The organism is Streptomyces sp. NPDC058375 (genome assembly GCF_042723425.1).
Classification (GTDB): domain Bacteria; phylum Actinomycetota; class Actinomycetes; order Streptomycetales; family Streptomycetaceae; genus Streptomyces; species Streptomyces durocortorensis.
On sequence record NZ_JBHXJG010000053.1, the window covers coordinates 1 to 14,742 of the forward strand.

Consider the following 14,742-nt stretch of genomic DNA (forward strand, 5'->3'; position numbering starts at 1 on the left):
GGGCGCGCGCCGGGCTCATGGGGTGGTGCGGCGGGTGCGTTACCCGGTCGTGGCGCCCAGCGCCGTCTCGCCGGGAGTCGTGCCCGTACCGCCGTCCTCGCCGCCGGCCCCACCGTCGTCGCCGGCTCCGCCCGGGGTGCCGGGGTCGGTGGCCGGGTCGCTGGGCTCGCCCGTCGGCTCGCCGCTGCCACCCTCGTTGGTGCTGCCGTCCGACGTGCCGCCGTCCGTGCCGCTCGGCGTCGGGGACGGGCTGAACGTCGGCTCGCTCGGGGTCGGGTCCGGGGTCCACGGCGGCGGGTTCGGCTCGGTCTGGCCGCCGGTCGTGGTGTCCGGCTCCTCCGGCTCCTCGCTCTCCTCCTCGGACGGCTCCTCCGAGGGCTCCTCCTCGGACTGGCTGACCGAGGTGGACGGCGTGACCGGGTCCTTCTTGTCGCCGCCGCCACCCTGGGCCGCGTTGAGGGCGAAGGCGACGCCCGCGCCGATCGCGATCAGGGCCAGCAGGACGAAGAGCCACATCTTGCCGCGCCCGCCGGGACGCCCCTGCCCTCCGTCGTAACCCCCGTCGTCCGGGTTGTACGGGGGCAGGATCGGGCCCTGCGAGGTGTCCCCGTGCATCGGGTGGCCCGCGCCCATCACCTGGGTGGAGCCGGCCATACCGTGCGGCGGGGTCTGGCCGCCCTCGTGCAGCGCGACCGGGCCGGTGTTCCAGGTGCCCGTGTGGCCGCCCTGCACCTGGAGCATCTGCAGGCTGTACTGGACGAGCCCGCGCATCTCCTCGGCGCTCTGGAACCGGTCGTCCGGGTCCTTCGCCAGCGAGCGCATCACCATCCCGTCCAGCTCCGGCGGCACCACGTCCGAGACCTCGGAGGGCGGCACCGGGATGTCCTGGACGTGCTGGTAGACCACCGAGAGCGGGGTCTCCCCGGTGAACGGGGGCCGCAGCGCCAGCAGTTCGTAGAGCAGGCAGCCGGTGGCGTACAGGTCGGACCGGTGGTCGACGGCCTTGCCGAGCGCCTGCTCGGGGGAGAGGTACTGCGGGGTGCCCATGACCATGCCGGTCTGGGTCATCGTCGACTGCGCGCCGTGCAGCGCGCGGGCGATGCCGAAGTCCATCACCTTGACCGCGCCGGAGTCCGTGATGATCACGTTGGCGGGCTTGATGTCGCGGTGCACGATGCCGTGCTGGTGCGAGTACGCGAGGGCTTCCAGCACGCCGGAGACGATGATCAGCGCCTGCTCGGGCGGCGGGGCCTCGGCGGTCAGGAGGAGATCGCGGATGGTGCGGCCCTCGACCAGCTCCATCACGATGTACGGGACGGTCTGGCCGCCCACGACGTCCTCGCCGGAGTCGTACACGGCGACGATCGCGTGGTGGTTGAGGCCCGCGACGGACTGTGCCTCGCGGGTGAAGCGGGCCTTGGAGACCGGGTCCTCGGCCAGGTCGGATCGGAGCAGCTTCACCGCGACGGTCCGTCCGAGCCGGACGTCCTCCGCCGCGTAGACCTCCGCCATGCCGCCCCGGCCGAGCCGGTGGGTCATCCGGTAACGGCCGTCACCGACGACGCCGCCGACGCCCCAGGAGTCGGTGCCATCCGAAACTCCGCCGCCGTTTGCTTCGGAATCGGGTGCCATCAGTCCTCGCCGTCGTATCTGTCCGCGCGTCCGCGGGTTCTCACGGTGCCTTGCTGCACGTGCTGCATTGCCACGTCACGCTACAGCCTCCGCCGGACACCACGGTTCCGCTCCGGCAGGATCATCGGACCGCCCGGCGCGTCCTCCACCCGAATGTGATGCGTTTCCTGTAACGCTTCCGAGACGCTTCTTGTGCGTAGGGTCACGGAACGGGCACCCGGCTTGACGTGTCGGACCCCTACGGCAGACTTGGCCCGGAATCGCGTTGTACGGAACCGCGGGCCACGCAAACACGTCAGACAGAAACACACAGAAGCACCGCGTGCGACCGCGCGCCGCCGAGGGGGATGCAAGTCATGAGCCAGGACGGCGCACAGGGCCGCTATGCGGGCGGGGCGGTCGCGGGCGGCCGCTACCAGCTGCGCGACCTGCTCGGCGAGGGCGGGATGGCTTCCGTATACCTGGCCTACGACTCCGCCCTGGACCGCCAGGTCGCGATCAAGACCCTGCACACCGAGCTGGGTCGCGAGCAGTCGTTCCGCGAGCGCTTCCGGCGCGAGGCGCAGGCCGTCGCCAAGCTCCAGCACACCAACATCGTCTCCGTCTTCGACACCGGCGAGGACGAGCTCGGCGGGGCGCTGATGCCCTACATCGTCATGGAGTACGTCGAGGGGCAGCCGCTCGGCTCGGTGCTGGCCGCCGATATCCGCCAGCACGGCGCGATGCCGGCCGAGAAGGCGCTCAAGGTGACGGCGGACGTGCTCGCCGCCCTGGAGACCAGCCACGAGATGGGCCTGGTCCACCGGGACATCAAGCCGGGCAACGTGATGATGACCAAGCGCGGCATCGTCAAGGTCATGGACTTCGGCATCGCCCGCGCCATGCAGTCCGGCGTCACCTCGATGACCCAGACCGGCATGGTCGTCGGCACCCCGCAGTACCTCTCCCCCGAGCAGGCCCTCGGCCGCGGCGTCGACGCCCGGTCCGACCTGTATTCGGTGGGCATCATGCTCTTCCAACTGCTCACCGGCCGGATCCCGTTCGACGCGGACTCGCCGCTGGCCATCGCGTACGCGCACGTCCAGGAGGAGCCGGTCGCGCCCTCCAGCATCAACCGGTCGGTCACCCCGGCGATGGACGCCCTCGTCGCCCGCGCGCTCAAGAAGAACCCGAACGAGCGCTTCCCCAGCGCCGCCGCGATGCGCGACGAGATCGCCCGCGTGCTGAACGCCTCCGGCGGCCAGACCGGCGCCCCGATGATCGTCGCCGGCGGCGGGCCCGCCAACAGCGGCTCCGGCGTCGGCTCGGCGGTGTTCCCGCCGGTCGACCAGAGCACCCCGGCGCCGCACAGCGTCCAGACGCCGTACCAGCCGCATCCGCAGCACCAGCAGCCCTACCAGCCCGGCCCGTACAGCCAGCCGACCCCGGCGCCCACGCCGAGCTACGGCTACCCGCAGGCGGCCCAGGCCCAGGGCTACGCGACCCCGGGCCAGCTGTCCCACCAGACCCCGCCGCCGTACTCGATCAGCCCGCAGCACTCCACGGCCGTCGGCACCACCGACCGCGGCGGCTCGAAGCGGAACATGCCGGTCATCGTCGGCTCGATCGTCGTCGCGCTGCTGGCCATCGGCGGCCTGGTCACGGCGATCGCCCTCCAGGGCGACGGCAAGGACGACGAGGCGGGCAAGGGCGGCGAGCGCGGCACCGAGCAGGTGGAGGGCTACCGCCCGCCGGAGCGCAACCGGACGATGAAGGACACGGACTGCTCCAACGCCTCCGAGGACTCCAACGACCCGAAGAAGGTCCGCGCGCCGAGCTTCATCTACAAGGACATCCAGTCCGCGAAGGCCTGCGCGTCCGCCGCGGGCTGGACGATCAAGGAGATCGCGGAGCCGGGCAACACGTACGCGGACGGCCAGATCGTCGGCCAGTTCCCCTCCTCCGGTGCGGCGGTCGACGAGCGCGGCGCCCACTTCGAGCTGAAGGTCTCCACGGGCAAGCCCTCCTGAGCCCCCCGAGCCTCCTGAGTCTGTCTCTGGGGCGTCGGCCCTTCTCGGACCGTCGCCATGGCGGAACGTGTCCGAGCGCGTCCGAAACTGATCGTTACGGGTCCACCGAGCCCCCCTAGCGCTCCGTCGTGGATCGCCGAAAGGGCCCGGCTTTCCGGATACCGCGTCCGGGATGCCGGATGAAGGGGCCCATGTGACGCTGATCTCATGGCTCCAGGACTTCCGGCCGCATGGTCGTCGAGGTGTGCGGTCTCTCTGATGGCGGCGGCCGGAGCGGCGCTGGGGCCGTCGGCCGGCTCCGCCCACGGTTCGTCGGCGCCCGCCGGTCCGCCGTTCGTGACCGCCACGGCCCCCGGGACGTCGAGCCCCGCCGCCACGGCCTCGCCGTCCTCCTCGTCCTCTCCGCCCCCCGTCCCGTCGCGCTCCACGTCTCCTTCGGCGCTCCCTTCCGCCCTGCCCGTGCCGTCCGGCGTCCCGGTCTCCGGAGCGTGGGGGTCGGGACCGGCCCCGTCCGCCCCGGCGACGGCCGGGCACGGCGCGCAGGCCCCCGCCGGAGCCGGGTCCGGGACCGGGGCCGGACCCGAGGCGGCGGCGGGCGCTACGGAGTCCTCCTCCCCTTCCGCTTCTCCCGGCGTGTCCGGGTCGACCGCCCCCCTGGCCGGGCGCGAGGCTGGGGCCGGCAAGGCGCGTCCCGGGCGTTCGCTGTCGCCGCTGGAGCTGGCGCGGGCCGAGGAGCCCGTCGGGGAGGAGTCGTCCGAAGAGACCGACGAAGGCCTCGCGGACCCCGTTGACCTGCCCGTTTCCACTCCGCCGCCCGGCGCGTTCACCGATCCGGGGCGACGGTCCGGGCAGGCGCTGGACGCCGCGGCCGTACAGCGGGTGCAGCAGGTCTCGCTCGGTACGGGCATCGCTCTGGTCGGGCTGGGGCTCGGCTTCCTCGCGTTCCGTATGCGCCGGGCGAACTGAGCGTCGTCGACCCCGTTCTCCGCCCGCATTCCCGGCCCGCTTCCCCCTCGGACGAGACTTGCCAGAACGAACATACTCGGTATACATACTCAGTATGTCCATTCGCCACGGCCTGCTGGCCCTGCTGGAGCGGGGCCCTCGTTACGGGTCACAGCTCCGCACCGAGTTCGAGTCGCGCACCGGCGCCACCTGGCCCCTGAACGTCGGGCAGGTCTACACGACGCTCAGCCGCCTGGAGCGCGACGGCCTGATCGTCCAGGACGGCTCGGACGACTCCGGGCACGACCTGTACGCGATCACCGACGACGGCCGCACCGAGCTGCGTACGTGGTTCGGGACGCCGGTGGACCGCACCAGTCCGCCCCGCGACGAACTGGCCATCAAGCTCGCCATGGCCGTGGGCGCACCGGGTGTCGACATCCGGGAGGTCATCCAGTCCCAGCGCCGCCACACACTCCGGGCGATGCAGGACTACACCCGGCTCAAGGCCCAGGCCCTGGCCGACGTCCCGGCCGACCGGGACGAGGTCGCCTGGCTGCTCGTCGTGGAACAGCTGATCTTCCAGGCCGAGGCCGAGGCCCGCTGGCTCGACCACTGCGAGTCCCGGCTCGTCCGGCTCGCCGAGGCCGCCGCCACCGAGCCCTCCGCCGAGCCCGGCCCCGCGCCCGCCCGCGGCCCGGCCCGCTCGATCGCCGACCGGGCCCGCGCCAAGCGCTGACCCCGCCGCGCGCATCCGGCCGGTGCCGGTACCGCCGTCACCCGTGACCGGGGCGGCGCGCCCGTACCGGATCCGCCGTCCACACCCGACCCAGCCGTTCCTAGGGGGAACCACCCACCATGCCCGCGTCCGCCACACCGCCGCCCCCGTCCTCCGGGTCGCCCGGCGGCTGCCCCGTACTCGAACTGCGGGCGCTGACCCGTACCCATGGCTCCGGCATCGCCGAGGTGCATGCCCTGCGCGGGATCGACCTCTCCGTGTACCCGGGCGAACTGGTCGCCGTCATGGGCCCCTCCGGCTCCGGCAAGTCCACCCTGCTGACCCTGGCCGGCGGGCTCGACACCGCCACCAGCGGCCAGGTGGTCATCGAGGGCCAGGACATCGCCGCCCTCGGCCCCAAGGGGATGGCCGCCCTGCGCCGCCGCAGCGTCGGCTACGTCTTCCAGGACTACAACCTCATCCCCGCCCTGACCGCCGCCGAGAACATCGCGCTACCCCGCGAACTCGACGGTGTCTCCGTGCGCAAGGCCCGCAAGGAGGCCCTCGCCGCACTGGCCGAGATGAAGCTGGCGGAGATCGCCGACCGCTTCCCCGACGAGATGTCCGGCGGCCAGCAGCAGCGTGTCGCCATCGCCCGCGCCCTCGTCGGCGACCGGCGTCTCGTGCTCGCCGACGAGCCGACCGGAGCGCTCGACTCCGAGACCGGCGAAGCCGTCCTCGCCCTGCTGCGCACCCGCTGCGACCAGGGCGCGGCCGGCGTCATGGTGACGCACGAGCCCCGGTACGCGGCCTGGGCCGACCGGGTCGTGTTCCTCCGGGACGGCTCGATCGTCGACCAGACGGTGACCGCGGGAGCCGACTCCCTGCTCGCCGCCGGAACCTCCGAGGCCACGGCGTGAACCCTCTCCCCGGTTGGCGCGCAGCCTTCCGCATAGCCCGGCGCGACGCGGCACGGGCCAAGGGCCGCAGCGCCCTGGTCGTCGCGATGATCGCCCTGCCGGTCCTCGGGGTGACGGCCGCCGACCTCACCTACCGCAGCGCCCTGCCCACCAAGGCCGAGGAGCTGACGGCCGATCTGGGGTCGGCCGACGCCCGGTACCGGGATCAGGGGCTGGGGCCGGTCCGGCTGGAGCAGATGCCCGACGCGAACCTCTGGGGGACGTACGAGGACTCCCCGGACCTGCTCCCGCAGGCCGAGCGCAAGCCCGTCGACGTACCGGCGACCTTCCCGAAGGGTTCGCGGTACCTCACCGAGCGTTCCGTGCCCGCGTCCGTGACGACACGGCACGGGATCGCCGACTCCCGGATCACCGAACTGCGCATCTCGGATCCCCTGTTGCGCGGCCGGATCGAGCTGACCGCCGGGGCGTTTCCGAAGGCCGCGGACGAGATCGCGGCGACCGAGGCGTTCATCGAGGCCTCCGGACTGTCCATCGGCGACCCTGTCACCGTGCGCGGCCCGCAGCAGCGCTACACCCTCGTCGGTGCGCTGGAACTGCCCGCCGACCTGAAGCAGAAAGCCCTGTTCGCCCTCCCCGGCTCGGTCATCGCCCCGTGGAAGAAGTCCTCGGACGACGACAAGGAGATCCTGCCGCCCCAGGCCGACAAGTTGGAGTGGCTGGTCCAGGGACCGCCCGGGGTAGGCGTGACCTGGCCGGACGTGCTCGCCGCCAACGAGAAGGGCGTGGTGGTCGCCTCCCGCCAGGTCGTCCTGGACCCGCCGCCCGACTCCGAGATCCCGATGGCCGCGCAGATGAACGGCTTCGGCGGCGGCAACGCCGAGCTGGCCGCGGCAGCCGTGACCGTGGCCGCCATGGCCGTCCTGGAGATCGTGCTGCTGGCCGGTCCGGCGTTCGCCGTGGGCGCCCGCCGTTCGCGCCGGCAGCTCGGTCTGGTCGGCTCGTGCGGCGGCAGCCGGGGCCAGGTCCGGGCCGTGGTGCTCGCCGGCGGTGCGGTGCTCGGCGGTGTCGGCGCGGTGGCCGGCGTCGGAGCCGGGTTCGGCCTGACCGCCCTGTTCCGCCCGATGATCGAGGACTTCACCGGCAATCGCTTCGGCGAACTGACCGTCCGGCCGTGGGAGATCCTCGCCATCGCCGTACTCGGCCTGGTCACCGGCGTCCTCGCCGCGCTCGCCCCGGCCATCGTCGCGGGCCGTCAGTCGGTCCTGGAGTCGCTCAGCGGCCGACGCGGTACCCGCCGCAGCTCCCGCGTGCTGCCCGTCGTCGGCGCCATCGCCCTCGCGGTCGGCGTCGCCGTCGCCGTCCACGGCGGGATCAGCGGCGACACCACGCTCGTCGCCGGCGGATCCGTCCTCGCCGAACTGGGCGTCCTCGGCTGCATCCCGGTGATCGTCGGCCTCCTCGGCCGGCTCGGGCGGCGGCTCCCGCTGACGCCCCGCATCGCCCTGCGCGACGCGGCCCGCAACCGGGGCCGCACCGCACCCGCCGTCGCCGCCGTGATGGCGGCCGTCGCGGGCAGCGTCGCCATCGCCACGTACACGAGCAGCAGCGCCGCCGAGGAGGAGTACCGGCACCAGCCGAACCTCACGTCCGGCGTAGCCGCGCTGAGCACCACCGACACGGCCGGGAAGGCCGAACTGCCCCGCGCACGGGCGGCCGTCGAGCAGAACCTCCCCGTCAGCGGGGACCGCGCCGACATCGGACGCGTGTGGGCGGGCAGCGACTGCTTCGTGTACTACGAGGAGGAGAACGGCTGCGGCACCCTGGAGCTCGTCAAGCCCGCCGGCAAGGCCCACTCCTGCCCCCTGAAGGGCGAAGGCGCGCGGCAACTCGCCCTCAGGCTCTCGGCCGAGGAGCACAAGCGGCTGATGAACTCCCCGGCCTGCATGGACGAGAACTTCACCATGACCTCGTTCAACATCGACAGCAACAAGATCGTCGTCGGGGACGCGGCCCTGCTCACCTCGTACGTGAAGCTCGACGACCCGGCGGCGGCGAAGGCCCTGGCCGAGGGCACCCCCGTCCTGCTGAACTCGTCGTACGCGAAGAACGGCGAGGTCACCCTCAAGGCCGCGCACATCTACAACGACCGCGACAGGAAGAACCGGGACCGGCACCCCGGCAAGGCCGTCACCACCACCGAGCAGCTGAAGGTGTACGTCGCACCGGACCGATACGCGTCGACCCCGAGCATCCGCATGATCATGCCGCAGCGAACCGCGGACCGGCTCGGTCTGCACTCCGAGGAGATCGGCAGCGTCTACCCGCTGGACAGCGAGCCGACGGACGCCGAGCGGCAGGCGGTCGACGCGGCGATCAAGCTCACCGGTGACAACACGTACGTGATGACGGCGAACTCCATGCGGCAGGGGGACGACGCGGCGATCCTGCTGATCCTCGCCCTCTTCGCCGGAGTGGTGACCCTGGGCGCGGCGGCCATCACCACCGGGCTGTCCAAGGCCGACGCGGAGGCCGACCTGACCACCCTCAGCGCGGTGGGCGCGCCCCCGGGCGTACGGCGTTCGCTGTCCGGGTTCCAGTGCCTGGTCGTCGCCCTGACCGGGGTCCTGCTGGGGACGGCGGCGGGACTCGTGCCCGCGGTCGCCCTGCGCCTGACCGACCTGCGCGGGGCGCTGGAGAAGATGCGCGAGGACCCCATGCAGTCGGCCTACACGCCGATCGTGATGCCGTGGGAGACCGTCGGGCTGCTGGCCCTGGTCGTCCCGGTGCTCGCCGGGCTGCTGGCCGCTGGCCTCACCAGCTCCCGGCTGACCCTGGCCCGGCGCGCGGGCTGAACGGCACATCCGGGCCTCCCGGAAGGGTTCCGGTGCCCCCGAAGACGGTGGATCTTCCGTTTTCGGGGGCACCAACGTGGTGTACGGCACGTGTGCGAGACAATGGCGGCATGGAAATGCCGAGGAATGACCGGTCGCAGGAGCATCCGCAGGTCCTTGTCGTGGGCCAGGACGGAATGGCTATCGGCGGCGGTGCCAGTGACGACGAGTCGCGCGAGGTCCCGGTGACGGAAATGGTGGAACAGCCCGCGAAGGTCATGCGCATCGGCAGCATGATCAAGCAGCTTCTGGAGGAGGTCAGGGCGGCTCCTCTCGACGAGGCGAGCCGGGTCCGGCTGAAGGAGATCCACGCCAGCTCCGTGAAGGAGCTGGAGGACGGCCTGGCGCCCGAGCTGGTCGAGGAGCTGGAGCGGCTCTCCCTGCCGTTCACCGAGGAGTCGGTGCCCTCCGAGGCCGAGCTGCGGATCGCCCAGGCCCAGCTCGTGGGCTGGCTGGAGGGGCTCTTCCACGGCATCCAGACGGCGCTGTTCGCCCAGCAGATGGCGGCCCGCGCCCAGCTGGAGCAGATGCGTCGCGCCCTGCCGCCCGGCACGGTCCACGAGGACGAGGAAGGCGGCGCGGACCCGCACGGCCCGATCCGTTCGGGCCCGTACCTGTAACCCTCACCCGCCCCCGGAGACCGAGGACCGAGGACCGACCGCGAGGGGCCCGGTGGCACACCCTGTGGTGTGCCACCGGGCCCCTCGTCGTACGTGTGGCCGTCTACGGAGGTCAGGCGTCGGCCGACGGTGTGACCAGCAGGATCTTGCCGATGTGCGCGCTGGACTCCAGCACCCGGTGCGCCTCGGCGGCCTCCGCCATCGGCAGCGCCTGGTCCACCACGGGCTTCACCACCCCGCCGCCGATCAACGGCCAGACGTGCTCGCGTACGGCGGCGACGATGGCGGCCTTCTCCTGGAGCGGGCGGCCCCGCAGGGAGGTCGCGGTGACGGCGGCCCGCTTGGTCAGCAGGGCGCCGAGGTTCAGCTCGCCCTTGGCGCCGCCCTGGAGCCCGATGATCGCGAGGCGGCCGTTGACGGCGAGCGCCTGGACGTTCCGGTCCAGGTACTTGGCGCCGATGAGGTCCAGGATGACGTCGGCGCCCGCCCCGGCGGTGTTCTCCCGGATCTCCTCGACGAAGTCCTGCTCGCGGTAGTTGATGAGGATGTCCGCCCCCAGCTCGGCGCACCGGGCGAGCTTCTCCGGGCTCCCCGCCGTGACCGCGACCCGGGCCCCGACCGCCTTCGCCAGCTGGATCGCCATGGTGCCGATGCCGCTGGAGCCGCCGTGCACGAGGAAGGTCTCACCGGGGCGGAGGTGGGACACCATGAAGACGTTGGACCACACCGTCGCGGTGACCTCGGGCAGCGCCGCGGCCTCCACCAGGTCGACGCCCTCCGGTACGGGGAGGAGCTGGCCCGCCGGTACGGCGACCTTCTCCGCGTAACCGCCGCCCGCCAGCAGCGCGCACACGGCGTCGCCCACCGCCCAGCCGGTCACCCCGGGACCGAGCGCGAGGACGCGGCCCGCGCACTCCAGGCCGGGGTAGGGGGACGCGCCGGGCGGCGGGTTGTAGAAGCCCTGCCGCTGGAGGATGTCGGCACGGTTCACGGCACTGGCGACGACCTCGACGAGGACCTCGCCGTCACCGGGTACGGGATCGGGCACCTCGGCCCAGACGAGCGCCTCGGGGCCACCGGGTTCGGGAATCGTGATCGCATGCATGGCCGCGAGGCTACTCCCGCCGCGCTCGCCCGAGCGGGCGCCTCGTCGATCAGGGTCGCTGGTGCGGAGGCATCGGGTTCTTCGGCGCCGCGGCCGAACTGGGGCTCGCCCGCACGATGGTGATGACCCGGTCCGTCAACTGCAGGGGGCTGGCCGCCGGGTCGTCATAACCGAGCAGCCGGTGTCCGCGCAGCACACTGACGACCAGGTCCTCGGTCTCCCGGACGTTCTTGCCCACCTCGGCCTTTATGACCGGCCGTTCGACGAGATCGAGGCCGCTGCCCTGCTGGATCAGGTCCTCCATCACGGTGCCCGCGCTCGGGCTGAGGACGGAGAGTCCCAGCAGCCGCCCGGCGGCGCTGGCACTGGTGATCACCGCGTCCGCGCCGGACTGCCGGAGCAGGGGCGCGTTCTCCTCCTCACGGACCGCGGCCACGATCTTCGCCCCGCGGTTCAACTGGCGCGCGGTCAGCGCGACCAGGACGGCGGTGTCGTCGCGCTGGGTCGCGATGATGATCTGACGCGCCTTCTGGAGCTCGGCGCGCAGCAGCACATCGCTGCGGGTGGCGTCACCGAGCACACCGGTGAAGCCCTCGGCGTTGGCGGCCTCGATCACTTTGGAGGCCGGGTCGACGATGACGATCTGGTCCTTCGACAGACCGGTGGCACAGAGGGTCAGAATCGCCGAGCGGCCCTTCGTGCCGAAGCCGACGACGACGGTGTGGTCTCGCAAGTTGGATCTCCAACGCTTCAGCCGGAAGTCCTCCCGGGTCCGCTCCGTGAGGACCTCGAGAGTGGTACCGACCAGGATGATCAGGAACATCACGCGCAGCGGTGTCACGAGCACCACATTGATCAGCCGTGCTCCGTCGCTGTACGGCGTGATGTCGCCGTACCCCGTGGTGGAGAGGGTGACCGTCGCGTAGTAGACCGCGTCCAGCAGGTCGACCTTGCCGTCGGCGTTGTCGTTGTAGCCGCTGCGGTCGAGCCAGACGATCAGCACGGTCGCGGCCAGCACGAGCAGCGCCATCAACAGGCGCTTGGCGACCTGGCGGGCCGGGCCGAGGGCCACCCGGCGGGGGAGCATCACCCGGGTCGGCACGACCAGTTCGTCGGCTCGCCTGGCCATCGCATCGTGGCCGGGAAGTTTCACGTGAAACACCCTTCCGTCCACGGCGTCGCCGGGGCCCATGGGAGATCCAGAATCTCCACCTCGGTGCCGGACCGTACCCCGCCCGGCTCCACCACGGCCAACCCGTCCGCCGCGGCGATCCCCCGCAGCATCGCGGGCCCGTTGTAGCGCAGCGGCGCGACATGGTCCCGGCCGCCCGCCCGGCCCGGGCGGTGGACCACGGGAACGAGGCGGGTGTTGTGCGGATGGCCGGGCACGTCCGCGTGGACGAGGGCACGGTACGGATCCTGGGCCGGGCGGCCCGCGATGCCCGCGAGCAACGGCTCCGCGAGCGTCAGCAGACCGGATACGGCCGCGAGCGGATTGCCGGGCAGCCCGACCAGATACGGCCCGTCCGGGGGCCCTTCCGCCTGCCCGGAGGCCCGCAGCCGGGCCAGCAGCATGGGGTGGCCGGGGCGGACCGCGACGCCGTCCACCAGCAGCTCGGCCCCAAGCGCGTCGAGGACCGGGTGCACATGGTCGACCGGGCCGGCGGCGGTGCCCCCGGTGGTGACGATCAGGTCGGCGTCGGAGGCGGTGAGGACATCACGCAGCGCCCCGGCGTCGTCCCCGAGTCGGCGGGGCCCGGTGACCTCGGCGCCCAGGGCCCGCAGCCAGGGGCCGAGCATGGGGCCCAGCGCGTCGCGGATCAGCCCGTTGTGCGGCAGGCCGGCGGCGAGCAGTTCGTCGCCGAGGACGAGGATGTCGACGCGCGGGCGGGGCACGGCGGGCAGCGCGTCGTACCCGGCGGCCGCGGCGAGGCCGAGCACCGCCGGGGTCACGATCGTCCCGGCGGGGACGAGCTGCTCGCCCGAACGGCACTCCTGGCCCCGGGGCCTGATGTCCTGGCCGGTGACCACGGTCCGCCGGGCGTGCAGCAGCCCCTTCTCCTGGTCGGCGTGCGCGTGCTCGCTGCGGATGACCGCCGTGGTGTCGGGCGGGACGCGGGCGCCGGTGGCGATCCGTACGGCGGTGCCGTCGGGCAGTGCGGCGGCCGGGCCGCGTCCGGCGAGGAGCCCCGCCCCCGCCTCGTACGCCCAGGGCCCGGGGCCGGCGACCGCCCAGCCGTCCATGGCCGAGGTGTCGAAGGACGGCAGATCGGTGAGCGCGCCGAGCGCCTCGGCCAGGACGTGCCCGAGCGCACGGTCGAGCGGCAACCGGATCGTCGCGGGCGGACCGGCCCGCCCGGCCCTGGCCGCGATCGCCCGTGCTCGTTCCCAGGACGGGGGCGGGGGCGGAGGCGGAGGTGGAGGCGCTGCGGAAGACCGGGGGGCACGGGGCGAGGGGGCTTCCGTGGGGTCGCCCGGGGAGGCCCGGTCGGGGTGGGGCCGCCGCTGTTCGCTGTCGGACGCCTGGGCGCCGGCGGGGCGACCGTCGTTGAGGTCGCGGCTCCTGCCATCGCCCAGATCTTCGCTCAGGTCTCCGTTCGGGGCGCTGCTGCGCTCGTCGCTCAGGTCTCCGTTCACGGCGGTGTTGTGCCCGTCGCCCAGGTCCCTGTTCGCGGCGGGGCTGCGGCCGTCGCTCAGGTCCCCGTCCCGGGCGTCCCGGGTCCGGCTCGGGCGGAGGGACGATCCGCCGACCAGGGCGAGCGCCTGCTCGACGGCCCGTTCCTCCTCCTCGCGTGCGAGGTCGCGCCCGGGCCCGGCGGGGCGGAAGCCGCTACCGGGCTCACCGTGCGGCCCATCGGAGCCGGTCATGGTGTCCCGGTCCCCTCGCGGCCCGCGTCGGGCTTCGCCCCGCCCGCCGGCCCGCCCGCCGCATCGCCCCCCTCGCTCGCCGCCGCCTCCGCCTCCCAGCGCAGAGCGAGGGCGGTGGCCTTGCGGGAGGCCTCCGCGACCGCCGCGGCGGCCTCGTCGGGCCCCGCGCCGGCGCTCGCCCTGGCCGCCGCGTACCCGACCAGGAAGGTCGTGAGCGGGGCGGCGGGCCGGGCGACTCCGTGCGCGGCGTCACGGGCGAGGTCGAGCAGGACACCGGTGTCGACGTCGAGTTCGATGCCCAGTTCGTTCTTGACCGAGGTGATCCATTCGTCCAGCACGGCCCCATGCTCCCTGATCCGCGCGCGGGCGGCGGCGATGTCGTCCCAAGTGTCGCAGTCGAACGCGGCGTCAGGGCCCGCGTCGACCCGTACGAGGTCCAGATCCGCCGTCAGAAGCCGGAGCGGCAGCCCGGCGAGGCTCCCGTACTCGGTGGCGATCAGGGCCAGCTCCCGGCGGAGCGGCTCGGCGCGGTAGGCGGCCACGAGCGGCTGGTCGCGTCCGTCGGGGTCGGTGCACAAAGCCCCTTCCCGACCGGGCTGCCCGGCGGCGGCGAGCAGCGCGTCGACCGTCCCCGGGGCGAGGAACGGGAGGTCGGCGGAGAGGACGAGAACGCGCTCCGCCGTCGTCAGCCGCAGCCCCGCGCCCAGCGCCGCCAACGGGCCGCCGCCCTGCGGCACTTCACTGGTCCAGACGACAGGTCTGGCGGTCGCACGACGACCGCCGACCACGACGGTGCGGGCCGCGCCGTCGCACGCCGCGAGGACCCGGTCGAGCAGCGCCCGGCCGCCCACCCGGACTCCTGGCTTGTCGGCGCCGCCGAGCCGCTTCGCGGCCCCGCCGGCAAGGACGATCACGTCATACGCGGTCATCCGTCGAGTATGGGCGGCACCCCGGAGCGACGCCCCCGCCGGGGTGGCCGGAAGGCCGGCCGGCCCGCCGGGGTGGCCGGAAGACCGGCCACCCACCGGGTG

Annotated in this window: 11 protein-coding genes; 6 read left to right on the forward strand and 5 right to left on the reverse strand. The window is 73.3% G+C overall.

The window, feature by feature from the left end; translation table 11 throughout:
- Nucleotides 1-39: 39 nt before the first annotated feature.
- Nucleotides 40-1,632 (reverse strand): protein kinase, encoded by a 1,593-nt coding sequence (locus tag ACFWM7_RS11905; RefSeq protein ID WP_383258594.1) that lies wholly within the window; start codon nt 1,630-1,632, stop codon nt 40-42.
- 356 nt (nt 1,633-1,988) lie between these two features.
- On the opposite strand from ACFWM7_RS11905, the gene ACFWM7_RS11910 reads away from it, so the two are divergent.
- The 6 genes from ACFWM7_RS11910 to ACFWM7_RS11935 all read left to right on the forward strand — a co-directional run bounded on the left by ACFWM7_RS11910 (nt 1,989) and on the right by ACFWM7_RS11935 (nt 9,738).
- Entirely contained in the window at nt 1,989-3,641 is a 1,653-nt protein-coding gene (locus tag ACFWM7_RS11910) for a protein kinase (protein ID WP_383258597.1), read from the forward strand.
- A gap of 207 nt (nt 3,642-3,848) precedes the next feature.
- Nucleotides 3,849-4,607 (forward strand): hypothetical protein, encoded by a 759-nt coding sequence (locus ACFWM7_RS11915; protein ID WP_383258602.1) that lies wholly within the window; start codon nt 3,849-3,851, stop codon nt 4,605-4,607.
- Between the two features lie 94 nt (nt 4,608-4,701).
- On the forward strand, nt 4,702-5,325 hold the full coding sequence (locus ACFWM7_RS11920; protein WP_383258610.1) for a PadR family transcriptional regulator: 624 nt from the start codon (nt 4,702-4,704) through the stop codon (nt 5,323-5,325).
- Between the two features lie 119 nt (nt 5,326-5,444).
- Nucleotides 5,445-6,224, forward strand: a complete 780-nt coding sequence (locus ACFWM7_RS11925) for an ABC transporter ATP-binding protein (RefSeq protein WP_383258612.1) — start codon at nt 5,445-5,447, stop codon at nt 6,222-6,224.
- Nucleotides 6,221-9,079, forward strand: coding sequence for an FtsX-like permease family protein (locus ACFWM7_RS11930; RefSeq protein WP_383258618.1), 2,859 nt, complete (start codon nt 6,221-6,223; stop codon nt 9,077-9,079). The genes ACFWM7_RS11925 and ACFWM7_RS11930 overlap by 4 nt, the downstream gene beginning before the upstream one ends.
- A 110-nt stretch (nt 9,080-9,189) precedes the next feature.
- The gene (locus tag ACFWM7_RS11935; protein WP_012380119.1) at nt 9,190-9,738 is read left to right on the forward strand and encodes a bacterial proteasome activator family protein; all 549 of its coding nucleotides are present in this window, start codon (nt 9,190-9,192) and stop codon (nt 9,736-9,738) included.
- 112 nt (nt 9,739-9,850) lie between these two features.
- On the opposite strand, the gene ACFWM7_RS11940 is transcribed toward ACFWM7_RS11935, so the two are convergent.
- Genes ACFWM7_RS11940 through ACFWM7_RS11955 form a run of 4 tightly spaced genes read right to left on the reverse strand, consistent with a single transcriptional unit; the run spans nt 9,851 to nt 14,640 of the window.
- Nucleotides 9,851-10,843, reverse strand: coding sequence for an NAD(P)H-quinone oxidoreductase (locus ACFWM7_RS11940; RefSeq protein WP_383258629.1), 993 nt, complete (start codon nt 10,841-10,843; stop codon nt 9,851-9,853).
- 49 nt (nt 10,844-10,892) lie between these two features.
- Nucleotides 10,893-12,035: a potassium channel family protein gene (locus ACFWM7_RS11945; RefSeq protein ID WP_383258633.1), complete on the reverse strand. Its 1,143-nt coding sequence runs from the start codon at nt 12,033-12,035 to the stop codon at nt 10,893-10,895.
- Complete coding sequence (locus ACFWM7_RS11950) at nt 11,993-13,711, reverse strand: molybdopterin molybdotransferase MoeA (RefSeq protein ID WP_383258637.1); 1,719 nt, start codon at nt 13,709-13,711, stop codon at nt 11,993-11,995. Before ACFWM7_RS11950 ends, ACFWM7_RS11945 begins: the two co-directional genes overlap by 43 nt.
- Nucleotides 13,708-14,640 carry an NTP transferase domain-containing protein gene (locus ACFWM7_RS11955; protein ID WP_383258643.1) on the reverse strand — a complete coding sequence of 311 codons (933 nt, stop codon included), beginning with the start codon at nt 14,638-14,640 and terminating at the stop codon, nt 13,708-13,710. The genes ACFWM7_RS11950 and ACFWM7_RS11955 overlap by 4 nt, the downstream gene beginning before the upstream one ends.
- Between the last annotated feature and the right edge of the window lie 102 nt (nt 14,641-14,742).

Bases quoted from the DNA above. Each gene is read 5' to 3' on its own strand.
- ACFWM7_RS11905 (WP_383258594.1), bottom strand. From the start codon at position 1,632: ATGGCACCCGATTCCGAAGCAAACGGCGGCGGAGTTTCGGATGGCACC.
- ACFWM7_RS11910 (WP_383258597.1), top strand. From the start codon at position 1,989: ATGAGCCAGGACGGCGCACAGGGCCGCTATGCGGGCGGGGCGGTCGCG.
- ACFWM7_RS11915 (WP_383258602.1), top strand. From the start codon at position 3,849: ATGGCTCCAGGACTTCCGGCCGCATGGTCGTCGAGGTGTGCGGTCTCT.
- ACFWM7_RS11920 (WP_383258610.1), top strand. From the start codon at position 4,702: ATGTCCATTCGCCACGGCCTGCTGGCCCTGCTGGAGCGGGGCCCTCGT.
- ACFWM7_RS11925 (WP_383258612.1), top strand. From the start codon at position 5,445: ATGCCCGCGTCCGCCACACCGCCGCCCCCGTCCTCCGGGTCGCCCGGC.
- ACFWM7_RS11935 (WP_012380119.1), top strand. From the start codon at position 9,190: ATGGAAATGCCGAGGAATGACCGGTCGCAGGAGCATCCGCAGGTCCTT.
- ACFWM7_RS11940 (WP_383258629.1), bottom strand. From the start codon at position 10,843: ATGCATGCGATCACGATTCCCGAACCCGGTGGCCCCGAGGCGCTCGTC.
- ACFWM7_RS11945 (WP_383258633.1), bottom strand. From the start codon at position 12,035: ATGGGCCCCGGCGACGCCGTGGACGGAAGGGTGTTTCACGTGAAACTT.
- ACFWM7_RS11950 (WP_383258637.1), bottom strand. From the start codon at position 13,711: ATGACCGGCTCCGATGGGCCGCACGGTGAGCCCGGTAGCGGCTTCCGC.
- ACFWM7_RS11955 (WP_383258643.1), bottom strand. From the start codon at position 14,640: ATGACCGCGTATGACGTGATCGTCCTTGCCGGCGGGGCCGCGAAGCGG.